Raw genomic sequence first — 16,159 nt, forward strand, 5'->3', positions numbered from 1 at the left:
CGAGCCGTCAGTCGAGCGGTCCGCCGGCCACGTACAGCACCTGGCCGGAGACGAAGCCCGCCTCCTCGCCGGTGAAGAAGGCGATGGCGTTCGCGATGTCCTCGGGGCGGCCGACGCGCTGGACGGGGATCTGCGAGGCGGCGGCCTTCTGGAAGTCCTCGAAGCCCATGCCGACGCGGGCGGCGGTGGCGGCGGTCATGTCGGTGGCGATGAAGCCGGGGGCGACGGCGTTGGCGGTGACGCCGAACTTGCCCAGTTCGATGGCGAGGGTCTTGGTGAAGCCCTGCAGCCCGGCCTTGGCGGCGGAGTAGTTGACCTGGCCCCGGTTGCCGAGCGCGGAGCTGGAGGAGAGGTTGACGATCCGGCCGAACCCGGCGTCGACCATGTGCTTCTGGCAGGCCCGGGACATCAGGAAGGCGCCGCGCAGGTGCACGTTCATGACCGTGTCCCAGTCGGATTCGCTCATCTTGAACAGCAGGTTGTCGCGGAGCACGCCGGCGTTGTTGACCAGGATGGTCGGCGCGCCCAGCTCCTCGGCGACCCGGGCGACGGCGGCCTCCACCTGCTCGGCGTCGGACACGTCGCAGCCGACGGCGAGCGCCGTGCCGCCCGCCGCGGTGATCTTCTCCACGGTGTCCTTGCAGGCCGCCTCGTCCAGGTCGAGTACGGCGACGGCCCGACCCTCGGCGGCCAGGCGGACGGCCGTGGCCGCGCCGATGCCCCGGGCTCCGCCCGTCACGATCGCCACACGCTGCTCGGTGGTGGACATGCTGGTTCTCCTCGCGCTCGAATGGGTGAGCAACCGCTTAGTACCTCTGGTGGACGTGACGCTAGAAGCACGGACACGCTCTGTCAACGCCCCGCAGCACGGGTGAGGCCGAACCCACTCCCGGACCCGCTTTCGAGCCCACTCCCGGGCCCGCTTTCGGGCTCGGCGTCCTCCCGGCGCCTCAGCGCACCAACACCTCCAGCAGCCGCTCCGCCTCCGCCTCGGGATCGGCGGTCAGACCGGTGTGCACCGGCCCCGGCTGGACGACGGTGGAGCGGGGCGCGACCAGCCAGCGGAAGCGCCGCCCGGCGTCGTCACCGGCGGCCTGCCCGGCGGCGTCCCCGCCCAGACACACGCACTCCACCGCGCGCAGGGCGGCGCGCACGCCCTCGACGTCGACGGTCGGGTCCAGGGCCCGCAGCCGCTCCTCGTCCAGGTGCGTCCGGGCCGCCACGAAGGACCGGGCACGGCAGTAGAGGACGATCCCGGCGTTGATCAGCTCACCGCGCTCGACGCGGGGGACGACCCGCAGGACGGCGTACTCGAAGACGTCGCGCCCGCCGAACTGCCCGCTCACCGTTCCCGCCCGCCCTTCTTCAGCCCGCTCACCGCGTCCGCCCAGTCCTTCAGCCAGCCGGGCGCCCTGGAGGGGCCGTCCTGGCTCGGGGCGCCGACGGTGATCCGCTCGTGGACGGTACCGGCCCGGGCCGCCAGCACCTCGACGTAGGCGCGGCGCAGCGCGTCCGGCGTGTCGAAGCCGGGCTCACCGTCCAGCCACTCGTCGGGGACGTCGGCCGCGCACTCGGTCAGCAGCTCCTCCGTCACGCGTGGCGCCAGGTCGGCGGCGGCCGCGGCGATGTCGGGGCCGACGGGGGCGAGGGCGTGGTCGGAGGCGTCGTACGGCTTGTCGGCCGCCTTGGCGGCGGTGGGCCAGTTGTGGTGCCAGATGAGGGTGGCCCCGTGGTCGATGAGCCACAGATCGCCGTGCCAGACGAGCATGTTGGGGTTGCGCCAGGACCGGTCGACGTTGTTCACCAGCGCGTCGAACCAGACCACACGCCCGGCCTCGACGGCGTCCACCCGGTAGGCGAGCGGGTCGAAGCCGATCGAGCCGGGCAGGAAGTCCATCCCCAGGTTCAGTCCACCGCTGGCCTTGAGCAGCTCCTGCACCTCCTGGTCGGGCTCGCCCAGGCCGATCACCGGGTCGAGCTGCATCCGCACCAGGTCGGGCACGCGCAGACCGAGCCGCTGGGCCAGCCGTCCGCACAGCACCTCGGCCACCAGCGTCTTGCGGCCCTGTCCGGCGCCGGTGAACTTCATGACGTAGGTGCCCAGGTCGTCGGCCTCGACGATCCCGGGCAGCGAACCACCCTCGCGCAGGGGTGTCACATAGCGCGTGGCGGTGACTTCGGGAAGCATTTTCCCAGGCTATCCGAGGTGCCGACCTTACAATCCACGGTCGACTCCGGACACGTGCAAACCGGGAACTCCGCCGCGATCAGCCCTGGGGAGAATCCGGGGAGTTTCGACCGGCGTGCGGATCCCCCTGCCTCCAGCATGATCGAGGCGTAGGTGTGCCGCAGCACGTGGAAGCCGTCCTTCGGCGCCCGCCCCGCCCAGGTGTTCGAATCCGGCCCGGGCTCTTGAGCAGCGTGGACTGATCAAGCGGGACCGACGCGGGAGCGCGCACGTCGCGATCGTGACATCGGACGGCCCCGGTTCCACCTCAAGCGCGGCGAGCACCCGAGGTCGGTGCGGGCGGAGGGGGAGCGCTCGGCATCGCCTGCCGAGCGAGCAGCCCGCGTTCCCGCTGATGGAGCGGAGCCGATCGCCCGGCTCGCTTCCTCCGTTCCTGGGAAACCCACCGTGCCCGGTCCGAGCCCGCTGCCCCGGGCGGTGACGGGCGGCCTGCCACGACGTGCGGGTGCGGGGTGGTGGCGGCCCGTACGGACGGACTCGTACGGGCCGCCGCGGATCACCGGCGGGAGACGGCGGTGTGCGATGACTCCCTCGGGCCGTGTCGGTCCGCGCCACCCGTGCCCGCGGGCACGGTACTCAACCGCGGCGCGGGACGACCGTCCGACCGACCCAGAAACCGACCAGTGCTTGCACCACCGCGATCAGCAGTGCGGCGGAGACCGTCACGGTGGCGAGCGGCGGAAGGCCGGCGAGGGCCGCGGCCGTCCGGGCGACCTCGCCCACCGGCGCGCCGCCCAGTGCCTGCCGACCGAGCGGCAGTGCCCAGCCGAGCGCACCGGCGAGCGCCACGGCCGACGCGCCGCGCCACAGCCGCGCGGACCGGAGCCGGCCGACCGCACCGACGGCCGCGCCCACCAGGAACGGCATGAACCAGGCGCCGATGAGCGTGCCCAGCGCGATCGCCGCCGTCGAGCCGGCGACCACGCCGACCGCTGTCGCGGCGGCCCGCCTCCTTCCCCTCCCCTCCGCACGGTCCGGCGCGGCTGCGGCGGAACCGGAGGCAGCCGGTTCCACGGAGGGCCCGGGGCTTTCCCGGCCGTCCCCGGACCGAGCCGTGAGATCGGTGGTGGTCATCTCGCTCACCTCTTCGGCCGCAGTGTCCACTGGATGTCCCCTCCGCCCTGCTCGTCCGCGGTGCGCAGGGGCAGCAGCTCGCCCTTCCACCAGTGCGGGGCGAGGTTCTTGTACCAGGGCGACGCGGGGTTGTCGCTCTGCCCGCCCGGATAGATCGCCTCGGCGTCGGCCCGGCCCGAGGCGTCCCAGCCGACCACCATGCGCAAGCTGGGGCCGTAGTCCGACAGCAGGCCGTTGTCGGCGACGTTCACCGTCCACGGGCTGCCGTCCGAGGGGTACGGACCGTCGCCGAGGTAGGGGGCCCCCGTGAGCGAGGGGATCACCCGCTCGTGGATGCGTCCCCACTCCCAGGTCGCCGGGTCCTTGCCCAGCCGCCCGTCCAGGTACGACACGGCTCCGGCGAACGCCTCGCGCATCGCCTCGTCGGCGGTCCGCTTCCGCTCGCCCGGTGGTGTGAACGCCGGGTTGTCCGGGTCGCTGAACGTCCACTTCTCCAGGTTCTGCATGAGCGTCACCGGGGTGCGCAGCAGGTCGAGGCCGGCCGGGTCGACCTCCACGGGGACCTTGGCATGGTCCCACCAGGGCTGGAAGACCACGGAGACGTACTCCCCGTAGAACGCGAACCAGACCGCGGCGGCGGCCGAGTCGGTGTCCATCGAGCCGTCCCAGGAGGCCAGCAGACCGCGGGCGGTCTCCTGCTGCTCGGTGAGCTCGCCGTCCTCCAGTGCCTTGAGCAGTTCCGGCACCATCCGCACTGCCAGTTCGTCGACGACGTCGTTCTGCAACTCGGCGAAGTCCGCCGTGGTGAGGCCGGTGCGGTCGGAGAGCCGGGAGAGGATGCGGTTGGTCCGGTAGCCGACGTCGAAGTTCGAGGCGGGGCCTATGTAGTAGGGGTAGTCCGGCCCGACCGGGCGCTGGTTGGCCGTGACCGCCACGTTGCCCGGCGGGTTGTAGACCTGCGGGACCGCCTCGAACGGGATGGTGCCGGTGATGTCCGACTCGCCGGTTCCGGACAGCGGGCCGCGCGGGTCCCCGGAGGAGATCTGCGGGTAGTAACCCGGGGCGATGATGCCGATGTTGCCCTTCTTGTCGGCGTAGACGAAGTTCTGCGCCGGAGCGTGCCAGCCGCGCAGGGCGTTCCGGAAGCTGTCCCAGTCGTGCGCCCTGTTGAGGTCGAGCAGGGCCGCGAGGTCCTGGGAGGGCCGGTTGCCCATCCACTCGACGGCGGTGGTCTGGCCCTTGTCCGTCATCAACGGTCCGTGAACGGTCAGCTTGACCTCCACCTGCACCGGCTTCCCGCCTCGGACCGGGACGGTGTAGCGGACCTTCTCCATCGGGCGCCAGGCGCCCTTCCAGTAGTAGGAGTCCGGGCGGTCCGGACTGGTCTTCTCCCGGTAGTAGAAGGTCGCCTGGTTCTGGACGGCGGTCAGGGACCAGGAGATGTCGGCGTTCCGCCCGATCAGGACGGCCGGCATACCGGGCAGACTCACCCCGGTGACGTCGTATCCGGGGGACTTGAGGGAGAGCTGGTACCAGTACGAGGGCAGCGAGAGCCGCAGATGCGGGTCGCCGGCGAGCAGCGCGCCGTCTCCGGCGGCCGGCCCGTTGGCCACCCAGGCGTTGCTGTTGGGGTGGAGGTGCCGTGCGGTGGGCGGCAGTTCGGCCATCCTCCTCAGGATGGCGGTCGCCGCCTGGACGGTGGCGTCGCCGGTCTCCGCCCCGCCCTGCGGCCCGTCGCCCCCGGCCGCCGGGCCGGCCGATGCCTGCGAGGGCCGCGAACCGGGCTCTTCCCGCTCCGCGTCCCGGGTCTTCTTTTGGACGACGCCGCCCTCGGCCGCGTTGGCGTTGGGCGTGGTGATCGGGTCCGTGCCGAGGTCCTTGTACGGGCCGGGCGCGTAGGGGTGCTGCTCGTTCGCGGGGAGCACCGGGAACCACTCGGAGGCCCGCTCCGCGCCGAGCGACTTGTCGAGCAGAGCGTAGGTCAGCGGCTTGGTGTCGAAGCTCAGTTGCTGGGTGAGGACACCCTGGACGACCAGGCTGTCCACCGGCGTCCAGCGCTCCGGCCGGACGCCGGTGAGGGCGTGGACGGCAGGCCAGTCGTGGTTCTTCTCCAGTTCGTCGAGGCGGGCGTTGACCCCGGCCGAGTACGCGACGAGCGCCTTGGCGGCGGCGCTGTCGCGCGGCATGTCCGCCCAGGTGGCCTCGGCGGTGCGCTTGATGCCGAGCGTCAACTCGAAGACGTCCGAGTCGATGGCGGAGGGACCGTTCAGCTCGGCGAGCCTGCCCTCGCCGAGCCGCCGCTGCACGTCCATCTGGACGAGCCGGAAGCGGGCGGCAAGGTACCCCTGCGCCAGGAAGAGGTCCTCGTCGGTGGAGGCGCGCACGGAGGCGACGCCGTCCGAGGTGAACGAGACCTCGACGGGCCGGGACAGCCCCGGCAGGTCGAGCCGTTCGTCGTGTGGGCGCTGGGCGTCGTCCGCGGACTGCCAGACGCCCCGGCCGGGTTCGAGGGCCCGGCCGAGGGCGGGAACCGGTCCCAGGCCGGCCCCCAGGACGAACATGGTCACAGCGGCCGTGAGCAGTGCGCCCACCACTCCGGCCGTGCGACGGATCCTTGCTTTCATCACTCTCCAGATCATCGGTCTGCGAGGCGCCGGCGTGGGAACCGGCCTTCCGCCGCCGTGGGTGGCCGGTCAGCCGCGGGCGATGTTGCGGATCTTGATCCGGGTGTACTCGAGCAGCCCCCAGTGGCCGTACTCCACTCCCCTGCCGGAACAACGGGCCCCGCCGAAGGGCACGTTGTGCCGCAGGTCCCCGTGGGTGTTGACCCACACCGTGCCGCAGTCCAGGAGCGGGGCGACCGCCTCGGCCGCCTCGGCGTCGCCCCACAGGGAGGCACCCAGCCCGTACCGGGTGGAGTTGGCCCTGCGGACGGCGTCGTCCAGGTTCTCGTAGGCGATGACGGGAATGACGGGGCCGAACTGCTCCTCCAGTTCGAGTTCGGTGCCGTCGGGAAGATCCGTCACCACGGTCGGCGGGTAGAAGTGGCCGGGGCCGCCGAGCGGCTTGCCGCCCGTGACGACGCGTGCGCCGCGCGCGACCGCGTCGTCGACCAGCGCCGTCACCCGCTCCAACTGGGCCCGGCTGACCAGGGGGCCGAACTCGGTCGCCGGATCACTGCCCGCGCCCACGACGGCGGTCTCGGCCAAACGCGCCAGGGCCTGGACCAGTTCCTCCGCACGCGCGCGTTCCACGTAGACACGCTTGACAGCCGCGCAGAACTGGCCGCTGTTGGCCATCGCCGCCTGGAACAGGGCCGGAGCGACAGCGGTGACGTCCGTACCGGGCAGGACGATCGCCGGGTCGTTTCCGCCGAGTTCCAGCACGACCGCCTTGAACTGTGCGGCCCCCTGGAGGGCGATGGCCCGTCCGGTCTCCACGGAACCGGTGAACGAGATCATCCGGACGCCGGGATGCGAGGTGAGCGCCTCGCCCAGGGCGTTGTCGCCGCTGATGACGTTCAGCACGCCGGGCGGCAGGCAGTCGCGGATCACCTCTCCGACGCGGAGCGTCGACAGCGGCGTCTGCGGGGAGGGCTTGAGCACCACGGTGTTCCCCGCCAGCAGGGCCGGGGCGTACTTGCAGACCGACAGGATGATCGGGAAGTTGGACGGCGCGATGGCCGCCACGACCCCGTGCGGCACCCGCTCCATCGTGATGCGGGAGGAGTCGCCGTCCTCCAGCGTCTCCCGGCCGATGGTCAGGTCGGCGGTGTGGCCGAACCAGTCGGCGGACAGCCGGACCTCGGCGCGGGCGTTGGACAGCGGCTTGCCCTGCTCCCGGCTGAGCAGTTCGGCGACCTCGTCCAGATGGGCCGCCAGGGCCTCACCGCAGGCACGCAGGCACGCGCGACGGTCGTCCTCGCCGCGGGCCGCCCAGTCGGCGCCCGCGGTGGTGGCGGCCTCCACCGCCTCGTCGAGCTGCTCCGGGGAGCACGACGGGGAGTGCGCGAACACCTCGCCCGTGGCCGGGTTCTCCACGGGCAGGCCCGTGCCCGGCACCGCACGACCGCCGATGGTCATCGTCACCGAGGGAGCGGAAGCGGTCATCGGGCGGCTCCCGTCCGTCCGGCCCCGGCCGCCGCGCCCGCCGGGGAGTCCGCCCCGTCCATCCTCCGGCGCAGGCTCAGGGGGCGCATGTCCGTCCAGACCTCCTCCACATACTCCAGGCACTCGTCCTTGCCGCCCTGCTTTCCGGCATCGCGCCAGCCGCTCGGAATTTCCCGGTCCAGCGGCCAGATGGAGTACTGCTCCTCGTGATTCACTACCACCCTGAACTGTTCGGTGACTGTCTCTTCCTGATTCACGGTAATCCTCTCTGGCTGCGTCTTCCGTTTTCCGATCGAATTGCTAGAGTGACCTTCCGGCCGCCACGCGAGCGGCCGGAAAAACCCGTCGAAAGGATTTCTTCCATGGAAAGCCTTGAAGTCCCCGCCGTGGACTGGCCGGAGCGGACCGCTTCCGGTGACTGGCTCCGGGGCTCCTCCGCAGTCGTCGTGCTGAGCGTCGACGTCGACGCCGAGTCGCCGGTCCTGGCCCGCGGTGAGCGCTACTTGAACCACCTGACCACCATGTCCCATCAGGCGTACGGGCCGCGGGTCGGTGTTCCGCGCATTCTCGACCTGCTCGGCCGTTACAATCTCCCGGCCACGTTCTTCGTGCCCGGTGTCACCGCGGAGCGGTGGCCGTCGGTAATGAATTCGGTGGCCGAGCGGGGACACGAGATAGCGATGCACGGATTTACCCACCGGCATCCGGTGCATCTTTCCGAGGCAGAGCAGCGGGAAGAGATCGAGCGGAGCCTGAAGACTTTTTCCGAATTCGGTGTGAAGCCGGTGGGGTACCGCGCGCCCAACTGGGAGATGACCCGGTACACGCTGGACCTGCTCGGGGAATTCGGGCTGCGCTACGACTCCTCCCTCATGGACGACGACCGGCCGTACGCGCTGCTCAGCGGAGGCAGGAGGATCGCCGAGCTGCCGGTGCAGTGGTTGCTGGACGACTGGGAGCAGTACGCCTTCCTCCCCGAACCGGACGTCGGCCGGCTCATCGAGGCTCCCTCGAAGGTGGTGGAGCTGTGGACGTCCGAGTTGGACGCCATGCGCGAGTTCGGCTCGCTGTGCGTGCTGACGCTCCATCCCTTCCTCACCGGCCGCCCGTCGCGGCTCCACGCGCTGGAGCAGTTCATCCAGTTCGCCCTCTCGCGCGGCGACGTGCGCTTCGCGCGGGCCGACGAGGTGGCCGAACTGGTCCTGAACCGCGGGGAGAGCACGGAGAGCACGGCGAGCGGGCAGGCTTAGCACTTGACGGGGCGTCATGCCCGAATCTCTCGGTTCCTCGCTCCGCCGGCCGCCGGAGGTCGGTGGGCGAGGAGTCGGGCCACGCACTCCTCGGCCAGCGCGGCAAGGCTGGAGACCGAGCGCTCCTCGGGCAGGCCGGCGGCGGCGTAGGCGATGGGCAGTTCGGTGCAGGCCGTGAGCACGGGCAGGTCGCGCTCACGCCACAGCTCGCGTGCCGCCGCACCCAGCACTTCTCCGGCCCGGTCGGTCTCGTTGGCCTTGACCAGTATCCCGGCACGGTGGATCCGGTCCTGCGTCGCCTCGTCGGGGAGCAACAGCCGGTAGCCACAGGCGGCCGCTCGCCACTGGTAGAGGCCGCTGCGCACGGTGCCGGTGGTGGCGGCGAGCCAACCGCCGGAGGGGTTGACGCGCATGGCCGCGCGCAGGGTGGCGTCGACGATGTGGACGAGCGGGACAGGGATGTCCGCCTGGATCCGGTCGATGAAGACGTGCGCCGTGTTGCACGGCACGGCGAGCAGGTCGGCTCCCCAGTCGGCCAGTTGGACGAGCCCGCGTCGGATGGCGGGAAGCGGCTCGTCACTGCCGGCGAGGACGGCTCCGGTCCTTTCCGGTATGCCCGGGTCGGACAGCATCACGATGCGCGGGTGCTGCTGGTCGTTGCCGGCCGGCGTCCTGAGGGCCAGCAGGCGGAGGAACTCGGCTGTGGCCGCCGGCCCCATGCCGCCGAGCACCCCGAGTGTTCGCGGGACCCCCGTCGCGCCGGTCTCGACGGCGACCGGCCCCCGGTCGGCAGGTGTCACGGCTCTGCCCCCTTGTAGATCCTGGCCTGTGCCCGTACCACCGCGGTCGCGGGCTTGACTGAGTTACCCGGGGAGATCCTTGGAAGCCCAGGTATGAGAGGAATGGACGGCACCCCGCACGGAGACACACCACGGCCCCAAAGGGACCGGAGGGCGGAACGATGCCGCGTTGACGGTGAATCTCGGCCATGCGAGAGGCATGAGACCTGGCGCTCGGCGCAACGTACCACACCCCGTCAGGTAGCTGCACTAGCCATGCGCAATGTTCAAGCGGCATATCCCCAACGACATAACTCCAGGTCCGGAAGGGATCAGAGGCTGAACGAAAAAGTTTCCAACATCCCTTGCCTACCCGATCAGCGCTGTGCTTGGATGCCAACGCCTTCTCCGGCAAGGCCGGTTTTCAGTCATGGCGATTGATGCGACCCAGTCGAACCATCGCTCCGCCGTGCATACCGGCCGGCTTCACATCTCATGCGGGGGGACCGCCATGAACGACCAGAGCGCCACGCAGCACGTGGCATCCACGTCCGATGCCCTCGACGTGGCAGCGGTGACCGAGACCGTCCTGGAGGTCTGGGCCGACGTCCTCGAGGTCGAGCGGGAGACCATCGACCCCGAGACCAGCGACTTCTTCGATTTGGGCGGCTACTCCCTCCTCGCCCTCCAGGCGATCGGCCGTGTCCTCGCGGCCCACGGAGTGGACCAGGACGAGGCCCTGGAGATCGAAGGGCTGCTCCTCAACCAGCTCTTCGAGACCCCGACCGCGGCGGCACAGGTCTCCTGTCTGATCGCCAATCTCCCGCGGTAACGCGGACGGGCTCCGCGTCTCTTTCCCTTCTCCTGTTCGACGCGTATTTCGTCACGCGTCGATATCCATGAAAAAGCTCCACACGGGGCGGCTACTGGCGCTGCCGCTCGCGGGTGTGTGCTTCTGTGCGTCCGTTTCTCCCGCCTCGGACCGAAACTCCGGGCGAATTCTCGGAAACAACCGGCAAGTGACACACACATAAGGGCGGACTTCCGTCCCGGTGGATTCAGGGACGGAAACCCGCGGTACGCGGCTTTGGGAAGGTGTCATAGTCCATGTCTTCGGATGCGAACGCCTCGGCGTCGCAGCTCCTCTTCCAGCGGGTCAAGGTCAGCGCCGCGGACGAGCGGATATTCGTCATCAAGCTCCTGGCCGCGGGCTGCCTCTGGGCCGCCGGGGCGGTACTCGCGCTGGCCGGCGGCTGGTGGCCGGTCAGGGTGGCGGGGGTCGTCCTGGTGGGCCTGATGTACACGCACTGGGTCGAGCTGCAACACCAGTGCCTGCATCACTCGGCGTTCCGGTCGCCCCGCTGGCACCGGCTGGTCGGCGTGCCGTTGGGGGTGCCGATGCTGGTCTCCTACAGCCACTACCGGGTGCGGCACCTGCAGCACCACCGTTATCTGGGCACCGACAAGGACTCCGAGTTCTTCGGCTTCGCCACCCGGCAGAAGCTGACCTGGGGGGTGCTGGTACGCGAGTGCTTCGCCTTCGGCCGGATGGGGGCCGCCCTGATGGACGTCGTGCGCTGCTGGCGCGGTGGCTGGGAATACGGCATGGGCCAGATAGCCGAGGCTCGTAAACGCGAAATCGTCGGCGAGTACCGGATGTTCGCGCTGCCGGTCGTCGCGGCGGTGGTCCTCTGTACGCTCGGGTACGGGGAGCCGGTGCTCTGGCTCTGGCTGCTTCCTCTGCTCGTCGCCGTGCCGGCGCACTTCCTGGTCGAACTCCCCGAGCACGTCCTGTGCGACAACTGGAGCACCGACGTACTGCTCAACACCCGTTCCATAACCGGCAGTCGGTTCAGCACGTGGTTCACCAACGGCAACAACCTCCACATCGAGCACCACGCGGCGATGGTGGTGCCCATCAACCGCCTCAGGGAACGGCACAGCACCACGCTGGAACTGGCCAAGCACACCTCGCGCACCTATCCGAAGTTCTACTGGGCCGTCATCAAGGAGGCACACGCCAACAGCCGTGTCGCCAGATCCCCGGAGCGTGGCGCCGATGAGTAGTTCCGTCGTCGCCGACCATCCGCTCACCTCGCCGCAGCAGGGAATGTGGTTCCTGGAGCGCATGTCGGGCACGTCCGTCTACGTCGACCCGATGACCTTCCGGCTCACCGGTGCGCTGGACGTGCCGGCGCTGCGGCGCAGCATCGAGGAGCTGCGACGCCGCCACGAGGCACTGCGGTCCGTCTTCCCCGTCGTGGACGGGCGCCCGGTGCAGCGCGTGACCGACGAGTCCGCCGTCGACGTGCCCGTGGTGGACCTGTCGCCGCTGCCCGCGCGGGAGCGGGAGGCCGAGCTGACCCGGCTGCTGGAGGAGGACGCCCGCCGCCGGTTCGACCTCGCCCGCGGGCCGGTCATGCGGGCGATGCTGCTCCGGCTCGGCCCCGAGGAGCACGTCCTGCGGATGACCGTGCACCACATCGTCTCGGACGCATGGTCCTGGTGGAACGTGCTGCTCCGGGAACTGGAGACGCTGTACACGGCCGAACTGGAGGGCGGCGGGAACCCCCTCGGGCCGCCGCCGGCCCAGTTCTCCGACTTCGTCCGCTGGCAGCACCGCTGGTGCGAGGGCCCGGGCTACCGGCGGCAGTTGGCGTACTGGAAGGAGCGGTTGGCGGGGCTCCGGCCACTGCCCGAGCTCGACCTGGCCGGAACCGCGGAGCCGGCGGTCGGGGGCTCCACCACGACGCAGTGGGCCACCGTGCCCCGCCCCGTGTACACCGCGCTGCGAGAATTGGCCGGGCGTGAGCGGGCGACCCTGTTCATGGTGCTGCTGGCCGCCTTCAAAGCCGTGCTGCACCGCCACAGCGGCACGGCCGACATCGCGGTCGGCACCCGCACGGCCGTGCGCAGCAGACCCGAGTACCACGACGCGGTCGGCTTCTTCGTCAACCTCCTGGTGATCCGGACGGACCTGGCCGGCGTCGAGACCTTCCGAGACCTGGTGCGGGCCGTACGCGGCAGCGCGCTGGGGGCGTACGCGCACCGCGAGATCCCGTTCGAGAAGCTCGTCGAGGAACTCCGGCCGCCGCGGCGCGGCGGTTTCCACACCCTGGTCAACGTGCTCTTCTCCTTCCAGAGCACGCCCGAGGTGCCCCCCGGCCTGCCGGGCCTGGAGGCCCGCATCGTCAACCACGATCCGCAGACGCTCTACGACCTGGACCTCGTCTTCTACGAAGAGGACGGAGACCTGCGCGCACTGCTCAGCCACGGCCGCGCGCGCTTCGGCGAGCAGGCCCTGGCCGGGCTGCTCGCCGAGCTCGGCGAGGTCCTCGCGACCGTCGCGGACGACCCCGGAACCCCCCTGAGCACCCTCTTGACGACCACAGGAGCGACCCACCATGCCGGATAGCACGGGCACGACCCCGCCCGACGGCGCCACCGGGCCGGCCCCGCTCTCCCTGACCCAGGAACAACTGTGGGTGCTGGACCGCCTGGAGCCGGGCAACGCGTCGTACAACTCCACCGCGATGTGGCGACTCGACGGGCCGCTCGACGTCGAGGTGCTGGCCGCGTGCCTGCGGCGGATCGTCGACCGCCAGGAGATGCTCCGCACCTCCTTCGCCTCCGTCGACGGCGTGCCGTACCAGGTGGTGGCCGAGGACGTACCGCTGCCCCTGACGGTGACCGACCTGACCGACCTGCCCGAGGACAGGCGGGACGCCGAGGCGGACCGGCTCGTCCACGAGGCGGTGCACCGGCCCTTCGACCTCGGTCGCGCTCCGCTCTTCCGGGTCGAACTGGTCAGGACCGGGCCCGAGCGGCACGTCATGGTGCTGGTCGTCCACCACATCGTCTCCGACGGCTGGTCCTTCCAGGTGCTGCTCCAGGAGGTCGCGGACCTGTACGCCGGTGCCGTGACCGGCACCGAGGTGAAACTGCCGCCGCTCCCCAGGCAGTTCACGCAGTACGCCCGCGAGCAGCGCGAGCGGCTGGCCGGTCCGCGCGGCAGGACTCTGCTGAAGTACTGGACCGAACGACTCGCCGGCGCCCCGGCCTCCCTCGACCTGCCCGCCGACCGTCCCCGCCCGACCCGCCCGAGCTTCCGCGGCGACCGCCACGTCTTCCAGGTGCCGCACGACCTCCGCCAGGAGCTGAACCGCCTGGCGCAGCGGTCCCGTGCCAGCCTGTTCATGGTCACCCTGGCCGGCTTCAAGGCCCTGCTGTCGCGGATCACCGGCCAACAGGACCTGCTGGTGGGCACCCCCGTGGGCAACCGGGACCGGCCGGAGTGGAGCGCGCTGGTCGGTTACTTCGCCGACACCCTGGTGATGCGTACGGACCTGTCCGACGACCCGACGTTCCGGGAGCTGCTGGGCCGCGTGCGCAAGACCGCGCTGGAGGCGTTCGTCCACCGCGACCTGCCGTTCCGCATGCTGGTCGAGGAGCTGGCTCCGGAGCGCGCGGCCAACCGCAACCCCCTGTTCCAGGTGATGTTCATCCTGCAGAACATCCCGGCACGGAGACGACAGGTGGAGCTGCCGGGCGTGACGATGACCCGCCTCGACGACGTCCGTTCGACGTCGATCTTCGATGTGCGCCTGGACCTGTTCGAGTTCGAGGACGAACTGCGCGGCCAGTTGGAGTACAGCACCGACCTGTTCGACCGGCCGACGATCGAGCGGATGACGGAGCAGTACCTGGCCCTGCTGGCGGACGCGTGCGCCGGTCCGGAGCGCCGCGTCTCGGCGCTCTCGCTGGGCGCCGCGGACTGGGCCGACGGCTTCAACGACGACCTCGGGGGGATCTGACCGTGTGCGGTGTGACCGGCTACGCCGATCTGGACGGCGCGGGCCCCGTCGACGAGGGGGTGCTCGACGCGATGGCGGCGACGCTGCTGCACCGGGGCCCCGACTCGGGCGGCCGGTACGTGCGGGATGGCGTGGGCCTGGGGTTCCGGCGGCTGAGCATCGTCGGCCTGGAGGGCGGTGAGCAGCCGGTCCGCAACGAGGACGGCTCGGTGGTGATGGTCTGCAACGGCGAGATCTTCAACCACCGTGAGCTGCGAGCCGAGTTGGAGGCCAAGGGCCACCGGTTCCGCACGAACACGGACGTCGAGGTACTCGTGCACCTCTACGAGGAGCACGGCACCGGCCTGCTGGACCGGCTCAACGGCCAGTTCGCCTTCGCCATCCACGACAGCCGCAGGCGGCGGCTCTTCCTCGCCCGCGACCCCATGGGCATCCTTCCCCTCTACCACGCGCGGACGCCGCGGCACTTCGTCTTCGGCTCGGAGATCAAGGCCGTGCTCCAGCACCCCGAGGTGGAGCGGCGCGTCGACCTCACCGGCCTCGACCAGGTGCTCACCTTCCCCGGCACGGTGAGTCCGCGCACCCTGTTCCGCGGGATCAGCAGCCTGGAGAACGGCCACTACCTCCTGGTGGAGGACGGCGACGTCCGCAAGGTGAAGTACTGGGATCTGGACTACCCGCCGGACGGCGAGGCCCCGGACGAGATGTCCGACGCCGACCGCCTGGAGACCCTCGGGGGACTGCTGGAGGAGTCGGTGCGGCGCCGGCTCCAGGCCGATGTGCCGGTCGGGTACTACCTCAGCGGCGGTCTGGACTCGTCCCTGATCGGCGCCCTGGTCCACCGCGTGGGCACGGGCGGCACACCGAACTCCTTCTCGATCTCCTTCGGCGACGAGGACATCGACGAGTCGCGCTTCCAGCGGAAGATGGCCCGCCACCTCGGCTCGCGGCACCACGAGACTCTCTTCCGCCCCGCGGACATCGCCGCCGAACTCCGGCGGATGGTCCTGCACGCCGAGTGCCCGGTGAAGGAGACCTACAACACCTGCTCGATGGCGCTGTCGGCCGCGGTGCGCGAGAGCGGCACCCGAGTGATCCTCACCGGCGAGGGTGCCGACGAACTGTTCGCCGGCTACCTCGGCTACCGCTTCGACCTGGTCCGCCGGCCCGCCGCGGGCGACCCGTTCGAGGACGACCTGCGCCGCAGGCTGTGGGGCGACCCGCAGATCTTCTACGAGCGGGACTACCACGCCTGGCGCGAGTCGAAGCTCGACCTGTACGCGCCGGACGTACGGGACGCCTTCGCCGAGGTGGACTGCCTGGCCCACCCGGTGGTCGACCCCGAGATGCTGCGTGGCAGGCACCCGGTGCACCAGCGCTCGTACCTCGACTTCAAGCTCCGGCTGACCGACCACCTCCTCTCCGACCACGGGGACCGGATGGCGCTGGCCAACTCGGTCGAGGCCCGGTACCCGTTCCTCGACCCCGAGGTGGTCCGGTTCGCGACGACGATGCCGCCGCGCCTGAAGGTGACCGAGCGGACCGAGAAGTACGCGCTCAAGCAGGTGGCACGCGGTCTGGTGCCCGACGAGATCATCCACCGCGAGAAGTTCGGCTTCCGCGCCCAGGGCAGCCCAGCCCTGCTGCGGCAGGGCGTCGAGTGGGTGGAGGACCTGCTCTCCTACGACCGGATCAAACGGCAGGGGTACTTCGACCCGGACGTGATCGAGAACCTCAAGAAGCAGTACCGGCAGCCCGGTTTCGAGATCCACCCCCACCTGGGCGACGACCTGCTGCTGACCGTTCTGACCTTCGGTGTGCTGCTCGACACCTTTGCCCTTCCCGACAACACATGAGCTCTGGGGCGGCGGCGGCTGCCCCTACC

The 16,159-nt window shown here is 70.6% G+C and carries 14 protein-coding genes; 6 read left to right on the plus strand and 8 right to left on the minus strand.

Annotated features, from left to right (window positions below; genetic code table 11):
- Positions 1–7 precede the first annotated feature (7 nt).
- From fabG to IF47_RS0105635, 7 genes are all read right to left on the minus strand, one after another.
- A complete protein-coding gene (fabG, locus tag IF47_RS0105605; protein ID WP_031507098.1) occupies positions 8–769 on the minus strand; it encodes a 3-oxoacyl-ACP reductase FabG in 762 nt (253 codons plus the stop codon).
- Between the two features lie 181 nt (positions 770–950).
- Positions 951–1,346, minus strand: coding sequence for a DUF3037 domain-containing protein (locus IF47_RS0105610; protein ID WP_031507099.1), 396 nt, complete (start codon positions 1,344–1,346; stop codon positions 951–953).
- A complete protein-coding gene (locus IF47_RS0105615) occupies positions 1,343–2,188 on the minus strand; it encodes a HipA family kinase (RefSeq protein ID WP_031507101.1) in 846 nt (281 codons plus the stop codon). The genes IF47_RS0105610 and IF47_RS0105615 overlap by 4 nt, the downstream gene beginning before the upstream one ends.
- A 636-nt stretch (positions 2,189–2,824) precedes the next feature.
- On the minus strand, positions 2,825–3,172 hold the full coding sequence (locus IF47_RS0105620) for a hypothetical protein (protein WP_031507102.1): 348 nt from the start codon (positions 3,170–3,172) through the stop codon (positions 2,825–2,827).
- A 155-nt stretch (positions 3,173–3,327) separates the two neighbouring features.
- Positions 3,328–5,946, minus strand: a complete 2,619-nt coding sequence (locus IF47_RS0105625; RefSeq protein WP_157839920.1) for a penicillin acylase family protein — start codon at positions 5,944–5,946, stop codon at positions 3,328–3,330.
- Positions 5,947–6,015: 69 nt separating this feature from the next.
- The gene (locus tag IF47_RS0105630; RefSeq protein ID WP_211257165.1) at positions 6,016–7,431 is read right to left on the minus strand and encodes an aldehyde dehydrogenase family protein; all 1,416 of its coding nucleotides are present in this window, start codon (positions 7,429–7,431) and stop codon (positions 6,016–6,018) included.
- Complete coding sequence (locus IF47_RS0105635) at positions 7,428–7,688, minus strand: MbtH family protein (protein WP_031507106.1); 261 nt, start codon at positions 7,686–7,688, stop codon at positions 7,428–7,430. The genes IF47_RS0105630 and IF47_RS0105635 overlap by 4 nt, the downstream gene beginning before the upstream one ends.
- Positions 7,689–7,793: 105 nt before the next feature.
- Between IF47_RS0105635 and IF47_RS0105640 the strand changes: the two genes are divergently transcribed.
- The gene (locus IF47_RS0105640; protein ID WP_051717057.1) at positions 7,794–8,681 is read left to right on the plus strand and encodes a polysaccharide deacetylase family protein; all 888 of its coding nucleotides are present in this window, start codon (positions 7,794–7,796) and stop codon (positions 8,679–8,681) included.
- Between the two features lie 14 nt (positions 8,682–8,695).
- Here IF47_RS0105640 and IF47_RS0105645 read toward each other — a convergent pair whose 3' ends face one another.
- Positions 8,696–9,481: an aspartate/glutamate racemase family protein gene (locus IF47_RS0105645; protein ID WP_245641006.1), complete on the minus strand. Its 786-nt coding sequence runs from the start codon at positions 9,479–9,481 to the stop codon at positions 8,696–8,698.
- Positions 9,482–9,971: 490 nt separating this feature from the next.
- Between IF47_RS0105645 and IF47_RS0105650 the strand changes: the two genes are divergently transcribed.
- The 5 genes from IF47_RS0105650 (at position 9,972) to asnB (ending at position 16,130) form a co-directional block, all read left to right on the plus strand.
- The gene (locus IF47_RS0105650) at positions 9,972–10,292 is read left to right on the plus strand and encodes a phosphopantetheine-binding protein (protein WP_031507109.1); all 321 of its coding nucleotides are present in this window, start codon (positions 9,972–9,974) and stop codon (positions 10,290–10,292) included.
- Positions 10,293–10,567: 275 nt separating this feature from the next.
- Positions 10,568–11,527: a fatty acid desaturase family protein gene (locus tag IF47_RS0105655; protein ID WP_031507110.1), complete on the plus strand. Its 960-nt coding sequence runs from the start codon at positions 10,568–10,570 to the stop codon at positions 11,525–11,527.
- Entirely contained in the window at positions 11,520–12,875 is a 1,356-nt protein-coding gene (locus IF47_RS27500; protein WP_031507112.1) for a condensation domain-containing protein, read from the plus strand. Before IF47_RS0105655 ends, IF47_RS27500 begins: the two co-directional genes overlap by 8 nt.
- Positions 12,865–14,274 (plus strand): condensation domain-containing protein, encoded by a 1,410-nt coding sequence (locus tag IF47_RS0105665; protein WP_051717059.1) that lies wholly within the window; start codon positions 12,865–12,867, stop codon positions 14,272–14,274. The genes IF47_RS27500 and IF47_RS0105665 overlap by 11 nt, the downstream gene beginning before the upstream one ends.
- Positions 14,275–14,285: 11 nt before the next feature.
- Positions 14,286–16,130: an asparagine synthase (glutamine-hydrolyzing) gene (gene asnB, locus IF47_RS0105670; RefSeq protein ID WP_245641007.1), complete on the plus strand. Its 1,845-nt coding sequence runs from the start codon at positions 14,286–14,288 to the stop codon at positions 16,128–16,130.
- Positions 16,131–16,159 lie beyond the last annotated feature (29 nt).

It is taken from the genome of Streptomyces megasporus (genome assembly GCF_000718985.1).
GTDB classification, from domain to species: Bacteria; Actinomycetota; Actinomycetes; order Streptomycetales; family Streptomycetaceae; genus Streptomyces; species Streptomyces megasporus.